This is a genomic window from Nonomuraea sp. NPDC001699, from assembly GCF_053596455.1.
In genome coordinates this window covers 686,077-702,828 of record NZ_JBSFGF010000002.1, presented here as the reverse complement: position 1 = coordinate 702,828, position 16,752 = coordinate 686,077, and the positions used below count along the sequence as shown (strand labels likewise).

The 16,752-nt window shown below is 74.3% G+C and carries 11 protein-coding genes; 4 read left to right on the top strand and 7 right to left on the bottom strand.

Translation table 11 applies throughout. The features are described from left to right. Nucleotides 1–11 precede the first annotated feature (11 nt). The 5 genes from ACWCSU_RS08775 to ACWCSU_RS08755 form a co-directional block, all read right to left on the bottom strand. Nucleotides 12–965 (bottom strand): winged helix DNA-binding domain-containing protein, encoded by a 954-nt coding sequence (locus ACWCSU_RS08775; RefSeq protein ID WP_449934553.1) that lies wholly within the window; start codon nt 963–965, stop codon nt 12–14. An 8-nt stretch (nt 966–973) separates the two neighbouring features. Then, on the bottom strand, nt 974–3,004 hold the full coding sequence (locus ACWCSU_RS08770) for a DUF3488 and transglutaminase-like domain-containing protein (RefSeq protein WP_449934551.1): 2,031 nt from the start codon (nt 3,002–3,004) through the stop codon (nt 974–976). A 152-nt stretch (nt 3,005–3,156) separates the two neighbouring features. After that, entirely contained in the window at nt 3,157–4,251 is a 1,095-nt protein-coding gene (locus ACWCSU_RS08765; RefSeq protein WP_449934548.1) for a DUF58 domain-containing protein, read from the bottom strand. After that, on the bottom strand, nt 4,252–5,280 hold the full coding sequence (locus ACWCSU_RS08760; protein ID WP_357701204.1) for an AAA family ATPase: 1,029 nt from the start codon (nt 5,278–5,280) through the stop codon (nt 4,252–4,254). Nucleotides 5,281–5,294: 14 nt separating this feature from the next. Continuing rightward, a complete protein-coding gene (locus tag ACWCSU_RS08755) occupies nt 5,295–7,385 on the bottom strand; it encodes a fibronectin type III domain-containing protein (RefSeq protein WP_449934544.1) in 2,091 nt (696 codons plus the stop codon). A 212-nt stretch (nt 7,386–7,597) separates the two neighbouring features. On the opposite strand from ACWCSU_RS08755, the gene ACWCSU_RS08750 reads away from it, so the two are divergent. From ACWCSU_RS08750 to ACWCSU_RS08740, 3 genes are read left to right on the top strand one after another with little or no spacing between them, the layout of a single operon-like run. Beyond that, nucleotides 7,598–8,797 (top strand): hypothetical protein, encoded by a 1,200-nt coding sequence (locus tag ACWCSU_RS08750; RefSeq protein WP_357701208.1) that lies wholly within the window; start codon nt 7,598–7,600, stop codon nt 8,795–8,797. Further along, nucleotides 8,794–10,107, top strand: coding sequence for a hypothetical protein (locus tag ACWCSU_RS08745; protein ID WP_449934542.1), 1,314 nt, complete (start codon nt 8,794–8,796; stop codon nt 10,105–10,107). Before ACWCSU_RS08750 ends, ACWCSU_RS08745 begins: the two co-directional genes overlap by 4 nt. A 44-nt stretch (nt 10,108–10,151) precedes the next feature. After that, a complete protein-coding gene (locus ACWCSU_RS08740; protein WP_449934539.1) occupies nt 10,152–13,193 on the top strand; it encodes a chromosome partitioning protein ParA in 3,042 nt (1,013 codons plus the stop codon). 35 nt (nt 13,194–13,228) lie between these two features. Here ACWCSU_RS08740 and ACWCSU_RS08735 read toward each other — a convergent pair whose 3' ends face one another. Together ACWCSU_RS08735 and ACWCSU_RS08730 are read right to left on the bottom strand one after the other, a co-directional pair. Beyond that, nucleotides 13,229–14,545: an NAD(P)/FAD-dependent oxidoreductase gene (locus tag ACWCSU_RS08735; RefSeq protein WP_449934537.1), complete on the bottom strand. Its 1,317-nt coding sequence runs from the start codon at nt 14,543–14,545 to the stop codon at nt 13,229–13,231. A 75-nt stretch (nt 14,546–14,620) separates the two neighbouring features. Then, nucleotides 14,621–15,910, bottom strand: a complete 1,290-nt coding sequence (locus ACWCSU_RS08730; RefSeq protein ID WP_357701215.1) for an MFS transporter — start codon at nt 15,908–15,910, stop codon at nt 14,621–14,623. A 123-nt stretch (nt 15,911–16,033) separates the two neighbouring features. Between ACWCSU_RS08730 and ACWCSU_RS08725 the strand changes: the two genes are divergently transcribed. Next, entirely contained in the window at nt 16,034–16,666 is a 633-nt protein-coding gene (locus ACWCSU_RS08725; protein ID WP_449934534.1) for an HAD family hydrolase, read from the top strand. The last annotated feature ends 86 nt before the right edge of the window (nt 16,667–16,752 follow it).

Here is a 16,752-nt window from a genome sequence, read left to right as displayed (position 1 = left end):
CCGGATCACTTTCACGAAAGTTCGGCGAGGAAGCGGCGGATGTCCGCGATCTCGTCCTGGACCGGGCCCTCGGGCAGCTCGTCGAACGGCTGCACGCTCACCTGCGCCCCCTTCCTGGACCACACGCCCCTGACCATCCCGCCGGCCAGCACGACCGGCCGCAGGACGCCGCCGCCGGGGAACACCTTCGCGGCGTGCTCGGGGGCCAGGACGCCGTCCCTGCCGCGCCAGCCCATCAGGTACTCGTCGAAGGCGGGCGCGAGGCGCAGCACGGGCTCGCCCGGCTCGGGCGGGTCCTGGGCGGCGCTCGTCCGCCAGGCCGTGCGGGCCTCGCCGAGCGGCAGGCCCGACCAGGCGGCCAGGTCCTCGGGGGTCGCCGGGTGGTGGGCGCGCCGGTAGCGCACCGCCAGCTCCTTCAGCGCCTTCCCGCGGTCGGGCTCGGGGACGACGGGCGCGCCGAGCCAGTCGCCCGCGTGCACGTACGTCGGCTTGCCCGCCCGGGACGGGCCGAGCACGGCCAGGCCGTGATGGGCGGCCAGGGCCATCAGGTGCACGACGCCCTGGCCTCGGGCCCGTCCGGCGAGGCGCTCCTCAAGCTGGGCCTTGGTCAGCGGGCCCTGGCCGGCGAGGGCCCCCTCGGCGAGCGGGAGCAGGTCGTCGCCCGTGACGCCCTCCTGGCGCAGGCGGCGGAGGGCACTGGTGTCGCTGCTGGTGAGGGTGTGGATCCAGGGGAGGTCGTCGGCGTGCACGAAGTGCAGCGTGCCGCGCGGGCCCCACGTCCTGACGATCTCGCGGGCCTGCCAGGCGTCCTCGACGGCGGACGGCGTGAGGGTGGCCGAGCGGGCGCGGAAGGCCAGCAGGGCGGAGGGCACGTCCTGGGCCTGGATCGCGGTCAGGTGCCTGACGACGTCGGCCGCGGCGAGGCCGGGCGGGCGGTGCAGGAGCTGGGCCTCGGCGCTTCTCATGGTCTGGATCATCGCAGGAGGAGGCGGTCGCGCAGGCGGGTGGGGAGGGGGGTGCGCGACCGGGCGGCGCGGCGGACGGCGTCGCTGTGGTCCCATGCGCGGGCGGCGTCGGCGTCGGTGACGTCGTCGGGGGCGTACCGGACAAAGTTCGAAATTTCGGCCAACGGCCTGAGATGGGGGGTGATGTCGGGTGGTTGGCCGGTCAGGACGTCCTCGGCGGTCAGCGTCCGCCTGCCGCCCAGCCGCAGGTCGTCGCAGGTCTGCCGCCAGGCGCCGAGCACGCGTTCACCGGGCGCTCCACCGCTCCGCCTGGACCGCCTGCGCCACCAGGGCAGCACGGCGGCCGTCACCGCGTACGCCACCAGCAGGCCCCCGCCCACGGCGGCGCCGAGCACCCAGGGGGACGGCCCGCCGCCGGGCCGGACGTCCTCGCTGCGAGCCTTCGGCCGCGACGTGCCGGACCGGTCGCCGTCCCCACGCGTGAACTCGCCTTCCAGCTGCTCGCTCTCCTCGATCGCCGAGGAGACGACGTCATGATCGTCCTTGGTGCCGCTGCGGCCCGGCGTGGGGTAGAACGGCCGCCAGCCCAGCTTCTCGAACTTGATCTCCGCCCAGGCCATGACGTGCCCCGACTTGACGCGATAGATCCCCCCGGACGCCTGCCCCGGCCGGAAGCCCACCACCACCCGCGACGGCAGCCCGAGCGTCCTGGCCATGAGCGCGAACGTCGCCGCGAACTGCTCCGACGTGCCCCGGTGCGTGGTCCGCAGGAAGAACTCCAGGCCCTTGAGCGAGTGACCGGGCGGCGCGGTGACGTCGTAGGAGGCGCTGGTGCGCAGGTAGCTCTGCAACCGGTACGCCTGCTTGATCGGCGCGTCCGCCCCCTTGGTCGCCTCCTGCGCGAGCTCGCGGAACAGCGCCTCCTGCGGCCCCGGCGGGAACGCGGTCAACTCGGGGTCGTCGTGCGCCGGGGTGGCCGCCAGCAGGTCTTCCTTGGACGGCTGCGGCACCTTCGAGGTCACCTCGTAGGTGAAGCCCTTGCCGGGGCTCGGGCCCGTCCCCGGGGCGGGGTCGGCCAGCAGGGCGCCGCTCCGCGGGTCGGTGGCCAGCCCGCGTACCCCGGTGACCTCGACCGGCCGTTCGGCGGCGGGCAGCCACGTCCCCGGCAGCCCGGCGAAGGTCACCCGCTGGCGTACGAGCCGCGCGGCCCCCGTCCACTCGCCCTCGGGGATCCGGCCGCCCGTGGGCTGGAAGCGGGCCCCGGACGTCCAGCGCACGCCGTCGTAGCGGTCGAGCACGGCCAGCCGCCAGTTGAGCGGTTTGTCCGCCCGGACGGTGAACAGTTCCCTGTCGGGGATCTGCAGCCAGCCCGACACGCGGTCCAGCGGGCTGACGCTGTCCACCCGCCGGGGCGGCGGCAGGTCCGCGTCCTGCCTCGGGTCGTACGGCTGCGCCGCCACGGGCAGCAGCGGGCCCAGCACCAGGGCCAGGGCCGCCAGCGCGGCGGCGACCGGCAGGCCGCCGAGCAGCCAGAGCGGTGAGCGGTCGTCGCGGATCAGGGCGAGGGCCGCGACGAGCACGAACAGGGCGGCGGCGACCGGCAGGTTCGAGCCCTCGCCGTGCACGCCGAGCAGCAGCGCGGCGGCGTACACGGCCAGGGCGGGGACGGCGGCGGCGATCCTCGTGCGGGTACGGGTGAGGGTCTCGGCGCCGATGACGGCGGCTGCCCAGACGAGCGTGTGCACGAGGACGAGCAGGCGTGGCTCGGGCTGGGCGGGGAGCAGCGTGGTGAGCAGTGCCTGCCAGGCGTTGGCCACGTCGGCGAGCACGCCGGGGGCCAGGCCGTGGTAGAGCGGGATCGTCCCGGCGAACCAGGCGACGAGGTCGAGCGCGAGCGCCGGCCACAGGGGGCGTCGCGCGGTGAGCGCCGCCACCAGGGCCGGGGCGACGGCCGCGGGGACGACGGCGAGCAGCAGGTCGCCGCCGGGGAAGACCCGGTGAAACCCCCACCCGGCGACCCCGCAGACCGCGGCCACCACCCCAAGCCCGACACCCCCACGCCACCCCACCCCGGCCCCGGAAGCAACGGCCCCGGAAGCAACGGACGCAGAAGCAACAGGCGCGGAGACGACAGGCGCGGGGGATTCGGGGGTTCTGGTGCGGTGTGCCCTCGGCGCGGGGTCCGGGGGTGTCATCGGGGGGTCCAGGCGAAGGGGAGGGTGGCGAGGTCGGTGAGGGGGATGACCGTGACGCCGGGCGCGACCGCCGTACCCGGCCCGGTGTGGACGCAGATGACCCGGTCGAACCGCCGCCGGACGCCGGCCGCCCGTCCCACCTCGGCCGCGTCACCGGTGACCAGCACCAGCGACCCGCCCCCACGCGCCACCCGCATCGTCTCCGCCACGCCCGCCGGGCCGGGCCGGGCGAGGGCGAGCCGGTCGAGGATCGTGTCGGGATCGGCCTTGGCGTCGGTCGCGACCCCCTCTCCGGCCTGCACCCGCACCGGGAACCCCGCGCGGGCCGCCGCCACCGCCACGGACGCCGCCGCGTCCACCGCCAGTTCCGTCAGCTCCCGCGTGTCCAGGACGACGGTCGTGGTGGGCAGGCTGGCGTCGATGAGCTGGCGGACCATCAGCGTGCCGGTCCTGGCGCTGGAGCGCCAGTGGACGTGCCGCAGGTCGTCGCCCACGACGTACTCGCGCAGGGTGTGGAAGGTGACCGTGCCGCTGGGGGCGTTGTCGCTGGTGGGCCCCTCCAGGTGGTGGGCCTTGCCGGACGGCGGCACGGGCAGCGCGACGGTGCGCGGGCGGACGAGGAGGGTGACGGCGTCGCCGTACCGGCGCACCCGGCGCGTGAGGCCGAACGGGTCGGCCCGGACCAGCAGCAGCGGCCCGACCGGGATCTCCCCGCGCACGTCGGTGGGCAGCGGGTACGACACCGTGCGCGCGGCGTTCCTGGGCAGCCGCGGCAGGCCGATCAGGTGCTCCGACGCCCCGACGCGGTCCTGGACGCGCAGCCCCGACAGGCCGCGCCGGCCCCGGTTGACCACGTGCAGCACGGCGACCGCCGCCTCGCCCCGCGGCACCTTGAGCGGCGTCACCTCGCGTCGCACCTCCAGGTCGGGCGCGGGGGCCGTCCAGGCGAGCGCGGCGGCCAGCGCGAGCACGCCGCCGGTGGCGAGCACGACCGGCTCGGGGTAGCCCAGCGCGAACCCCGCCGCGTAGAGCGCCGCCGAGCCCGCGAGCGTGGCCCACCCGAGCGGGGTGAACAGGGCCGTGAGCCGCATCTACGCCGCCTGCGGCACCGGCGTCCCGGCGAGGATCTCGCCGAGCGCCGACGCTGCGCCGACCTCGCGCAGCTCGGCCTCGGGCGTCAGGATCAGCCGGTGGGCCAGCACCGGGACGGCCAGCGCCTTGACGTCCTCGGGCACCACGTAGTGCCGTCCGGCGGCGGCCGCCTTGACGCGGGCGGCGCGCAGCAGCGCGAGGCTGCCCCGCGGGCTCGCGCCCAGCCGCAGGTGCGGGCTGGTACGGGTGGCCCCGCACAGCCCGACGATGTAGTCGTAGACGGGGTCGGCCACGTGGATGCGGGAGGCGAAGTCGATCATCCCGGCCACGTCCGTCGCCCGCGCCACCACCGGCAGCCGTTCGACCTGCGGCCCGGTCGGCCCGCCCTTGAGCACCTCGACCTCCGACACGTGGTCGGGGTACCCGACGGAGATCTTCATCAGGAACCGGTCGAGCTGGGCCTCGGGCAGCGGGTACGTGCCGTCCATGTCCACCGGGTTCTGCGTGGCCACCACCAGGAACGGCCGCGGCACCGGGTGCGGCTCGGCGTCCACCGTGACGCGGCGCTCCTCCATGACCTCCAGCAGGGCCGACTGGGTCTTGGGCGAGGCCCGGTTGATCTCGTCGGCGAGCACGATGTTGGCGAACACCGGCCCCTGATGGAACTCGAACCTTTGGTGCGCCTGGTTGAAGATGGACACGCCGGTGATGTCGCTGGGCAGCAGGTCGGGGGTGAACTGGATGCGCCGCCACTCGGCGTCCACGCTGGCGGCTATCGAGCGGGCCAGGGTGGTCTTGCCGGTGCCGGGGACGTCCTCGATGAGCAGGTGGCCCTCGGCGAACAGGCAGATCAGGGCCAGTTCGATGGCCTCGTGCTTGCCGCGGATGACGCGTTCGATGTTGCCGGCCAGGAGCTGGAACCGCTGGGCGAACTGGCCCGCCATGGCGGCGGACTGTTGCGGCGGGGGTTGTTGCGGGTGGGCGTGGGCGGTCTGCTCGAACTGGTCCTGGTAGTTGTACTGGGTCAACCGAGTCCCCCTCCTCAGTCGGTGCACTCGAAGAGCGGTGGCGCCGGGAACGAGCCGCGGGGCGTGGTCATGAGCGTCTCGCTCAGGTAGGCCACACCGCCGTTCCACTCGATCCTGTTCCAGACGACGCTGGTCTCCTTGCTCTCGTCCTCGGTCACGCTCTGGCCCTTGACCTGGCAGATGACGGTGATCGTGAGGTACTGCCCCTTGGGGATGCGGCCCGCCTCGCCGGTCTTCGTCGCGGCGGGGCGGACCAGCGTGTCCACCCGGTTGTTGTTGGCGTTCTTGTACTGCTGCCTCGGATAGGCCAGGTCCACGTCGGCGGTGGCGACGTCGGGGCTCTCCCCGGCCGCGTTCGTGGCCTTGAGCCTGAAGGAGTACTTCGCGTTGTTCTTCAGCCCGTCCACGGTGAACGACGTGCCCTTGATCGCGTCGTTCGCGGCCCCGCCGCTGAGCTGGTACGTCACGTCCGGATCGCCGTTCTCGGGGGCGTTCCAGGTCAGCTCGGCGCCCCGGTTCCTGGGCTTGGCGGCGAAGTTCGACGGCGCGCCCGGCGCCACGCACGGCCTGGCCCCGGCGCTCTGCTCCGACTCCACCTCGCCGCCCTTCCAGTGGGCGACGACGACGAAGGTGTACTCCCGCGCGCAGTCCCCGCCGGTGAACTCGAACTGGAAGGGCCCGTCGCCGGCCACCGACTCCGGTTCCGGCCGTCCCTCGCCGGACGCCTTGAGCGTGTAGCGCTCGACCTCGCCGCCGGCGGACGGGCTGAAGGTGACGATCACCCGGCCGGGGCCCGACCGCGCGGTGACCGCGCCGGGCGCGCCGGGCGCGGTGCCGGTGGTGGGCGTCGGTGTGGACGTCGGTGTGGACGTCGGGGTCGGGGTGGGGGTCGGCGTGGCCGTCCTGGCCGGGCGGCGGGGCCGTTCGGCGTCCTTCGTCCTGGTCGGGTCGGGTTCGCTGGTCTCGGGCGGGTCGTCCGGCGGCGGCGGATCGGTGTTCGTGGGGTCGGGGCGCGGGGTCTGCTTGGGCTTGGGGGTGTTGGTCGGCCCCGGTACGTCGGAGTCGTCCTTGTCCACGTCGTGCTTGCGGCCCTCGGGGTCGATGACCACGGCCTTGTCGCCGTTCTCGTCGTTGGCCCAGAGCAGGCCGTCCTTGACGAACACGTCCACCGGGCCCGGCCGGTCCGCCACCTGGAGCGTGGTGGGCTGCCCGCCGGCGGCGCTGTCCCAGACGATCAGCGCGCCCCGGCCCTTGTCCGGTACGTACACCTTCGCCCCCAGCACCTGCGGCACCCCGAGCCCCGCGGGGTCGTCGATCGCGAACTTGGTGCTGAGGACGGCGTTCGAGGAGGTGTCGATCACGACGAGCAGCCCCGAGTCGCCCGGCGTCAGCACCGGGACGAGCGGGCCCTCGGTCGTGGCCGGGGTGAGCACGCCGCCCTTGGCCGCCCGCGCGACCTCCTTGGGCAGGGTGATCTCGCCGACGCCGCCGTCCGAGCCGATGGTGACGGCGGTGGCGGCCCGCGTGTTGACCACGACGGGCAGGCCGCCGGCGATGGTGACGGCCAGTTCCTCGCCCGGTTCGCCCACCTTGACGGGGGGCGCGGCGGCGCCGCCGGACACCGGCACGACCTCGCCCCTGGCGGTCACCGGCACCCACAGCCGGCCGCCGCCGTCGATGCGGGCCGCGCCGAGCGGTCCCGGCAGCGTGATCGGCGCGCCCACGGCGTGCAGCGTGACCGGGTCGATGCGCTGGACGCGGCCCGCCGCCGGATCGACGGCGTACGCGGTGCCGCCGGAGACGGCGAGCTGCATCCCGGCCGCGCCGAGGTCACGGGTCTGGGTGACGGTGAGCTGGCTGGGCTCGACCCGGCTGACGAAGCCGGTGCGGTCGTCGACGAGCAGCACGTTCGTGCCGTCCTGGACGACGCGCAGCCGTTTGCCGGCCTTGTCGTCGAGGTAGCCGTCCACCTCGCCGGACAGGCCGTTGACGTGCACGACCTTGCCCCGGGCCGTGGTCCACAGCCACGCGCCGACGTCGGCCAGCTTGGGATTGGCGCTGGAGACGCCCACGCCGAACCACGCCGCCGCGGCCACCAGGACCACGGCCGCTCCCCCGGCTATCAAGGCCGTCGCCCGGTCACCTCGGAGCACACGGATGGACAACCGTCACTCACCCCGTATGTACGATCACAGAGAGTTTGCCCCGCTTTTACCGGGGATCACCCTAGCGGGCAGGAGTCCCATCTGCGCCCGTACCGACTGGTAGCCCGCGTCGGGTTCCGAGTCTGTCGGTGTGAAGCCGTACCTTAGTGCGCGTGTCCGAACAGCCCCTGACCCTCGACGCCGCCCTCTCCGAGGAGGCGGTCCTGTCGACCTACCGCCGCATGTTCGCCGCGCTGGCCCGTGACAGCGGCGCGGTGGTCGACGACCCCGCCCTGGTCGACATCGCCGAGACGCTGTTCGCGGCGTTCGCCGAGGCGGGCGAGGAGTGGCTGACGCACGAGCAGATGCGCTTCGCCTGCCGGGCCTACCCGAGCGACCAGTTCGACAACCGCCTGCGGGTGCTCAAGGGGCTCGGCGCGATCCGCGAGGTGTTCCCCAAGCCCAACCAGCTCCGCTACCGCGCCTCGTTCACCAGCGTGGTCGGCCTGATGTTCATCCGCCGCATGATGGACGACGGCGGCCAGTCCGAGATGCACCGCCTGCTCGCCCTGGAAGACCTCAACGTCGCCGACCCCCGCACCACGATGGAGGAGGCCCGGCAGAGCGCGGTCAACCTGGCCCGCGCGTTCCGCCTGTGGGCCCTGGAGCTGATCACGCTGACCACGGGCACGATCGAGGAGCTGCGCGAGCAGGCCCCCAAGCTGTGGGGCACCGAGGAGATCGCCCGGCGTGCCCAGGGCCTCCACGGCACGATCCTGACCCGCTGGCCCGAGCTCGACCGGGTCTGTACCGACCTGCGCGCGTCCATCTACTCCTACAGCGACGCCTCGCGCCGCGCCGCCGGCCGTCTGGCCGACTCGGCGGGCACCACCCGCAACCTGACGCTGCTGCCCACCGAGACGTGGCGCACGTTCTCCCAGACCGCCTCCAAGGAACGCCTGGCCTCGGTCCTCGACGGGTTCGTCTTCGACGCGCCCGCGCCGTGGCACGATCCGGCCGCCGTCGCGCGGGCGGTCGACGAGGCGCCGCGGCCGGCGCCCGTCCAGCCCACTCCCCCGCGTTCGGCGCTGCCCGACCCCGGGCCGGAGGGCTCGCTCGACTCCTCGCCCGGGGCCGCCGTCGAGCGCCTCACCCAGGTGGCCGAGTCGCTGCTCGGCACGGCCTCGCGGGTCGCGCTGGCCGACGTGATCGGCTCCGACTGGCCCTCGGCCCGCCGCCTGCTCGCCGACCTGACCACCGCCGACCTGCGCCCCGAGCTGCCCTACCGGCTGGCCTGGTCCGACGGCCTGACCGTCGATCCCGACGGCGAGCCCGCGTGGCTCTCCCACGGCTACCTGGAGCGCACCTCATGACGTCCACCGGTTCTTCCGCGGGCCAGGCGCTCGCCCACGCGCGGGCGCGCTCCGGCGGGCCGCTGCGGCTGGGGGCCGGGGTGCCCGCGCCCGCCGGGATGACCCGGCTGACCCGTCCCGACTCCACCGGGCACGCACTGCCGGTGTGGCCCGACGGGGTGACACCGTCGCTGCTGGAGGAGTACCAGGTCGCCGCCGTGCCGGTGGAGCGGGCCGGTGAGACGCGGCGGGTGCTGGCGGCCACGCTCAAGTGCTGCTGGAACGATCTTTCCGTCGATCCCTGGCCGGGCGATCCGGCGCCCGTCGAGCTGGTGCTCGACACGTACCGGGCGTTGATCGGGCGTACCGACGACCTGATGCGCAACTGGGCGCGGGGCGCGCTACGGCGGCTGCACGACTCGGCGTGGATCGTCCTCGACGACGGGGTGGTGACGCTCGGGCCGCGCTGCGCGCTGTGGCCGGTGGAGTCGCACGCCCAGTTGCAGGAGCTGGTCCGCCGCCTGCCGGAGCCCGAGCGGCCGGAGCTCACCGTGGTGGCCGACGCCGACATCGTGGCCGCGGCGGTCCTGCCTCTGCCCGGCGCCGGTGGGCGGGCCGAGCCCGGCCTGGCGGAGTTCGACGACCTGCTGGGGGCCTACGACGAGCGGCGGCGGGCCGAGCTGGTGGCGGCGTTCATGGTGGTCGAGCACGCGGCCGATCCGGTCCCGGAGGGCCGATTCGCCGCGCTGCGCGATCCGGCGCTGCGCCACACGCTGGGCGAGATGCTGGCCCGCCGCGGCCGCGCCCTCATCCAGCTCCGCGAACGCTGGACCTCGGGCTACGACGACACCCACACGGCCGCCCTGGCCCGGTCCCAGGCCCCCGAGCCCCCGCCCGTCTCCCCGGCCGGAGATCCGCCCGCGCCCGAGGAAGAGGCCGAGAGGTCGGCGGATGCCGGGAGTGCGGGGCTCGGGGTCAGTGAGCGTGCGGTGCTGACGCTGGTGCTGGTGCACTCGGTCGCGATCCCCAGGGCCGAGGGCCTGCTGCCGGAGGACTCGTGGCTGTCGCCGCACCCCACCCCGGTCGACGAGCTGCGCCGCCACACCCAGGTCCCGATCGGCGAGCTGGAGTCGGCGCTGCGCACGCTGCGGCACGCCGGCCTGCTGGCCCAGGTGAAGGCCGGCGAAGAGGCGGGCGGCTACGTCCCGGGGCCGCAGTTCCACCGGCTCACGCCGGCGGCCAGGCGGCGGTTGCAGGAGGAGCTGATCCTGGCCGCCGGCCCGCACACGCCGCTCGCGGCGGCCGTACGCGCCCGCAGGTCGGCGCAGTGAACGTCATGACAGATGGAAGGGTTACGGGGGTTCGGGTGTCGCAGATGGAGAACGTCGTCGGAGACCGGGTGCTGATCGCCGTGCAGGCGGTCAACATCTCACGGCTCTCGACCCATCCGGTGCCCACGGTCCCCGGCACGCTCATCGTCGTCGCGGGCGCGGGCCCCAAAGACTCCAACGGCGCGGGCAAGTCGTCGTTCATCGCCTCGATCACGGCGCTGCTCGGCGACGAGCAGTGGCGCTTCGCCTCGGGCGCCAAGGCGGTCTCCGAGCTGCTCTTCAACGCCGAGCTGGCCAGCGGCGCGGGCGCCCGTCAGTGGGCGAGCGCCGACCACGGCTACATCGTGGGCGTCTTCGGCCCGCCCGGCATGGACTCCTTCTCCCCGCCGCCCGCCCCGGCTCCGGTCGAACAGGTCGCCGGGCAGGACCTCACCCTGACCGAGGAGGGCGAGGAGGGCGAGGAGGACAGCGCGGAGCTGTTCGAGGTGCCCGACACCTCCGGCGGGGCGATCACCGTGTGGCTCAAGGTCAACCAGGAGGCCCCCCACCTGGAGATCCGCTGGCGGGAGGGCGTCCACCTGGCCGCCTCGCCGTCCGAGGCCGAGCGGGTGGCGCGGGCCGACGAGATCTGGGCGTCGCTGCCCAGGTCGGCCGGCAAGCGCGACGTCGTGGCCCGCGACCTGACCAAAGTGCTCTACGGCGACCGGGTCAGGTGCGTGTCGTTCCTGTCCACGTCCGTGCGCAGCAAGGTCGCCACCAACCTGCTCTCCCAGCCGCTCAACGAGATCTCCCCCGAGCGCGTCTTCGAGGCCATCGCCGCGCTCACCGGCCTCGACGCCGAGCTGGAGCAGGAGCGCGAGGCCCGCCGCGACGAGCACGCCAAGCGGGTGCGGGCGGCGCAGGCGGCCGACCGGCTGGCCGAGTTCGAGGTGGAGTCGAAGGCGCTGCTCGGCACGTTCGACCGGCGCGACCAGGCCCGGGTGCGCCTGGCCGAGGCGTTGCGCTGCTGGCGCGGCAGGCAGGCGCGCAAGCTCGCCGACGCCGCCGCCAAGGACGAGCTGCTGGCCGCCGACCTCGGACGCCACCGCGCGGCCGGCGAGTCGGCGGCCGAGGCGATCGCGCTGGTCAAGGCCGAGATCACCACGCTGCGCGAGGACACCCTCGACCGCCAGGTGTCCCAGGCCCGCAAGGAGCTGGCCGCCCTGCAGGCCCGTACCACCAAGCTCGACGCCGACCGCGCGGTGGCCGAGAACTCCGCCGACGAGCTGCGGGCCGCGATCCCGGCGCTGGAGGAGACGCGCAGGTTCGCCGACGGGCGCGACGTGCCCGCCGCCGAGGGCGAGCTGCGGGAGGCCGGGCTCCGGCTCAACCAGGCGCTCAAGGCGCTCGGCGTGGCCGACCAGGAGGTGGCCTCGGCGCGGGCGGCGCTCGACGACGCGGAGGGCGGCCCGGCCGCGGCCCAGCTCGACGCCCTGTCGGCGGCGGGCGTCGGGGCGACCGGCCTGCTCGACGCCCTCGACGTGGCCGAGCAGGCCCGCGACGCCGCCCTTCCCGGCGGTGGCCTGCGCGGCTGGCCGCACGAGCACGCCGTCATCGTCGACGCCGCGCGGCTCGGCGAGGCGGCCCGCGCCCTGGCCGGCCTGCCGGGGTCCGTGCTGGTCAGCGCGGCCGGGGTGAGCGTGGTGGGGGCGTTCGACGGGGTGGCGACCGGGCGGGAGGCCCGCATCAAGGCCGCCGGGCAGCGGCTCAACCGGGCCGAGGACGCGCAGGAGAGCGCCGCGGAGGTGGTGCGCGAGGCCGAGGAGGCCGTCGCCGAGGCGCAGCGGCGGCTGGAGGGCGCGCGGGCCGGGGTGCGGCTGGCGGAGCTGGAGGACCGGCTCGCTGAGCGGCGTGAGCGGCTCGTCGGGCTCAACGCGGCGATCGAGGAGCTGGCGCCGAAGGTGGCCGAGGCCGAGCGGCAGGCGGGCGCGCTCGACTTCCGGGCCCGTACCCGGGACATGGAGATCGAGCGGCTCGACGGGCGGCGGCAGCGGCACGAGAGCGAGCGGGCGCAGGCCCGCGAGCAGGAGGCCAAGGTCACGGGCGAGCGCGAGGCGCTCAGGCTCGACGCGCTGGCCGCCGACTGGGGCGGCACGGTGGAGACGGCCCGCGAGTGGATCGCGGCGCTGCCCGAGGAGGAGCGTCCGCGGGCGGCCGAGGAGTGGTGGCGGATCGCCGAGCGCCACTTCGACCAGGCGCTGCGCGACACCTTCCCCGAGGAGGACGCGGAGGTCCCGGAGGAGCTGGCGTTCCTGCTGTCCGAGCGGGGCGGCAGCACGGCGCGCGAGCAGGCGACGTTCGCGGCGGTGTGCGGGGCGCTGGCCTCCTACCTGCGCGGCCAGGAGGAGTACGAGAAGCACCAGCGGCGGCAGATCGAGGCGCAGGTCGTCTCCCGGCAGCGCGACCTGGCGGCGGCGGCCCGGGGCGCGGAGGAGGCGGCGCAGTCGACGGCCGTGCACCGGGCGGCGCTGACGGCGGCGATCAAGGCGCGGCTGACGCGGGTGGCCGAGGAGTTCGAGAAGCTCGACACCTCCTACGGCGGCTACGGCGCGACGCTGGAGTTCCCGGTGCCGCCCGCACCCGCCGACCCCGAGCAGCGCTGGCAGTGGCGGGTGACGCCGAAGTGGCGGCGGGGCGAGGGGCAGGGGTTCGTGCCGTACAACCGGCGGGCCAACACCGCGCTCATGGACGAGAAGGCCGTCAAGCTGGTGTGCGCGGCGGCCATCGCCTCCTCCGGCGGCGGCCATCTGTGCCTGGTGCTCGACGAGCTGGGCCGCAACCTGGGCAAGGAGCACCGCAGGGAGGCGGTCGCGCTGTTCCGGCGGATCGGCGAGACGTACGGGATCACGGTGATCGGGGCGTTGCAGGACGACATGGAGCCGTACGCGATCGACGCCTGCGGCCAGTACGTCAAGCTGCGGCGGTCGTCGGACGCGATGCCGTACAACGAGCCGCCGGTGATCGTGGGCCATGACCAGCACGCCGAGCGGGTGCGCTCGCTGGCCGCGTACGTCGACCGGGGTCAGCCGGTCGAGCACGCGGTCTAGCAGGCCCGCGGGGCAGGTGCGCGGGGGCGGGTGGGTCAGGCGGCGCGGTCGAGGTCGTCCGGGGCCAGGGCCTGGCGGAAGTCCTCCTCCGCGTGCTCGATGGCGGCGAGCTGCACCGCCTCCCGCCGGAACATCATCGACAGCCCCCAGTCGGCCAGCACCCGCGCCTTGTGGTTGAACGTCGGCACCCACGCCAGGTGGTAGGCCCGGTGCGCCAGCCACCCCAGGAACCCGGTCAGCCTGATCGAGTACACCTGGGCCACGCCCTGGTGATGACCGAGCCCGGCCACCGACCCCAGGTACGCGTGCCGGTACGCCTTCAGCTTCCGCCCCCTGACGTAGGCCACCAGGTTGCGGGCCAGCAGCTTGGCCTGGCGCACCGCGTGCTGGGCGTTGGGCGCGGTGAACCGTCCCGGACTGGTCAGGTCGGGCACCGCCGCGCCGTCGCCGGCCGTGAACGCGTCCTCCAGGCCCGCCACCGTGAGGTATTCGGTGGCCTGCAACCGTCCGGCGGCGTCCACGGGCAGCCCGCTGCCGGCGGCGAGCGGGCTGGGCCGGCCGCCGGCCGCCCACACCAGCGTCCCGGCCTCCAGCGACGTGCCGTCCGACAATGTCGCCACGCCGCCCTCGGCCGAGGCCAGCCGGGTCTCCAGCCGCACGTCCACGCCCCGGGCGCGCAGCGCGTCCACGGTCCAGCGGCCGAGGCCGGGGTGGAGTTCGGGCAGGATGCCGCCGGTCGCCTCGACCAGTGTCCAGCTCAGCTCGGCGGGCGCGATCCCGTCGTGGTAGCGCAGCGCCTCGTCGGCCAGCCCCTGCATCTCGGCCAGTGCCTCGACGCCCGAGAACCCGCCGCCGACCACCACGAACGTCAGCGCCCTGCGCCGCACCTGCGGGTCGTCGGTCGAGGCGGCCGCGGCGAGCTGGGTCAGGACGTGGTTGCGCAGGTGCACGGCCTCGCCGAGGCTCTTGAACCCGACCGCGTGCTCGGCCAGCCCGGGGATGGGCAGCGCGCGGGTGATCGACCCGGCCGCCATCACGAGGATGTCGTACGTGAGCGTCCTGGCCGGCCCCTGGACCGGCTGGAACCGCGCGGTGCGGTTCTCGTGGAACACGCGGGTGACGCGGCCCGTGAGCACCTGCGCGCCCCTGAGCACCCGGTTGAGCGGGGCGACGACGTGGCGGGGCTCGATCGTCCCGCCGACCGCCTCGGCCAGGAACGGCTGGTACGTCATGTACCCCCGCGGATCGACCACGGTGACCGTCACCTCGCCCGACCGGATCAGCCGCCGCAGCCCGAGGGCCGTGTACATCCCGACATATCCACCGCCGACGATCAGAATGTGCTTGCTCATCGCCCGCTCCTCCTTCATCAGGTTCTGCATCAGGAGGACGAGACAGCCCCGGCGAATGTGACCGGAAAAATAGAGTTATTTGAGTGATGTGCCGCCGGTCTCCGGCAGGGCGAGCAGGCACAGCAGGCTCAGCAGGGCCATCGCCGAGACGTACAGGCCGACGCCCATGACGCCGAGGGCGCTCGTCTGCAGGCTGGTGGCGACCAGCGGCGGCACCGCGCCGCCCAGGACGCCACCGAGGCTGTAGGCGACCGACGCGCCGCTGTAGCGGAACTCCGTCCTGAACAGCTCGGGCAGGTACGCCCCCATCGGCCCGAAGATCAACCCCATCAGCCCGAGCGCGCCGGCCAGCGCCAGCCCGGCCAGGACGACCGACCCGGTCTCCATCAGCGGGAACATCACCAGCCCCCACGCGACGGCGGCGGCCGTGCCGGCGAGGAGGGTGCGGCGGCGGCCCAGCCGGTCGCTGACCACCGCCGAGACGACCGTGCCGGCGCCCATGAACAGCACGCCGATCATGGTCAGGCTCAGCATGGTCGTCTTCGGGATGCCGAGGGTGGCGGTGCCGTAGGACAGGCAGTAGGTGGTGGCGGTGTAGAAGAGCGTGTAGGCGACGGTCATCGCGCCGGCGGCGAGCAGCACCCGCCGCCACTGGTGGCGCATCAGGCCGGCGAACGGCACCTTGGCGATGCGGCGCTCGTCCATGGCGGCCCGGAAGACCGGCGTCTCGGAGATCCTCAGGCGCACGTAGAGGCCGACGACGACGAGGAGCAGACTGGCCACGAACGGCAGCCGCCATCCCCAGTCGCCGAACTGCTCGTCGGTCAGCGTCTCGCCGAGGATCAGGAACAGCCCGTTGGCCACGATGAACCCGGCCGACGGGCCGAGCTGGGGGAACATCGCGTACAGGCCGCGCTTGCCGGGCGGGGCGTGCTCGGTGGCCAGCAGCGCCGCGCCGCCCCACTCGCCGCCCAGGCCGATGCCCTGGGTGAACCGCAGCAGCACCAGCAGCACGGGCGCGGCCACGCCGATGGCGGCGTAGCCGGGCAGGAGGCCGATCGCCACCGTGGACAGGCCCATCACCAGCAGCGAGACGACCAGCATCGACTTGCGCCCCACGCGGTCGCCCCAGTGGCCGAACACCGCCGACCCGAGCGGGCGCGAGACGAACGCCACCGCGAACGTCGAGAACGCGGCCAGGCGGCCGGCCACCGGGTCCATGCCGGGGAAGAACGCGGTGTTGAGCACCAGCGCGGCGGCGGTCCCGTAGATGTAGAAGTCGTAGAACTCGATCGCGGTGCCCATGAGGCTGGCCATGGCGATCCTGGTCGTGCTGGGCGCCGCGGCCCGGGGGGAGGTCTTCACATCGCTTCTCACTATCCGGACTGACATCTTGTCAAGCGGTACAACGACGCTACCACCTGCGCAATGTCACACAGCCGCCCGATAGATTCGACCGCAAACGTCACTTCTTGGGAGGTTCACACCTTGGCCGTCGAACTGGTCATCTTCGACTGTGACGGGGTGCTCGTCGACAGCGAGCGCATCTCGGTACGTGTGGGCACCGCCGCCCTGCGCCGCCTGGGCTGGACGATCGACGAGACCGAGTACGCCGAGCGCTTCGTCGGCTGCAGCAACGAATACTGGGACGAGCAGGTCGGCGAGACGCCCCCGGGCTGGCGCGACCAGATCACCCAGGAGTACCTGGCCGCGATGGCGACCGAACTGTGCGCGATCGAGGGCATCGAGTCCGCCCTCGACCGCCTGGACATCCCCAAGTGCGTGGCCTCCAACGGCCGGTACGCCAACGTCCGCAAGAGCCTGGAGCTGACCGGCCTCGCCCGGCACTTCGACGGCCGCGTCTTCAGCGCCGAGGACGTGGCCCGCGGCAAGCCCGCCCCCGACCTGTTCCTGCACGCGGCGGCCACGATGGGCGCGGCCCCCGAGGGGTGCGTGGTGATCGAGGACAGCCCGTTCGGCGTGCGGGCGGCGATGAGCGCGGGGATGCGGTGCCTGGCGTTCGCGGGCGGCCTGACGCCGCCCTCGCGCCTCACCGGCCTGGGCGCCACCCTCTTCCACGACCCCACCACCATCCCCGACCTGATCGCCACCCTCCCCTGACGCCCCGGACCGGCCCCCTTCCTCGCGACGCCCGAACCAGCTCCCGGCCCGCCCCAACTTGACGCCCACCTCCCCAGCTACCCCAG

Coding starts and splice junctions, on each gene's coding strand:
- ACWCSU_RS08775 (WP_449934553.1), bottom strand. CDS start 965: ATGAGAAGCGCCGAGGCCCAGCTCCTGCACCGCCCGCCCGGCCTCGCC.
- ACWCSU_RS08765 (WP_449934548.1), bottom strand. CDS start 4,251: ATGCGGCTCACGGCCCTGTTCACCCCGCTCGGGTGGGCCACGCTCGCG.
- ACWCSU_RS08745 (WP_449934542.1), top strand. CDS start 8,794: ATGACGTCCACCGGTTCTTCCGCGGGCCAGGCGCTCGCCCACGCGCGG.
- ACWCSU_RS08740 (WP_449934539.1), top strand. CDS start 10,152: ATGGAGAACGTCGTCGGAGACCGGGTGCTGATCGCCGTGCAGGCGGTC.
- ACWCSU_RS08735 (WP_449934537.1), bottom strand. CDS start 14,545: ATGAGCAAGCACATTCTGATCGTCGGCGGTGGATATGTCGGGATGTAC.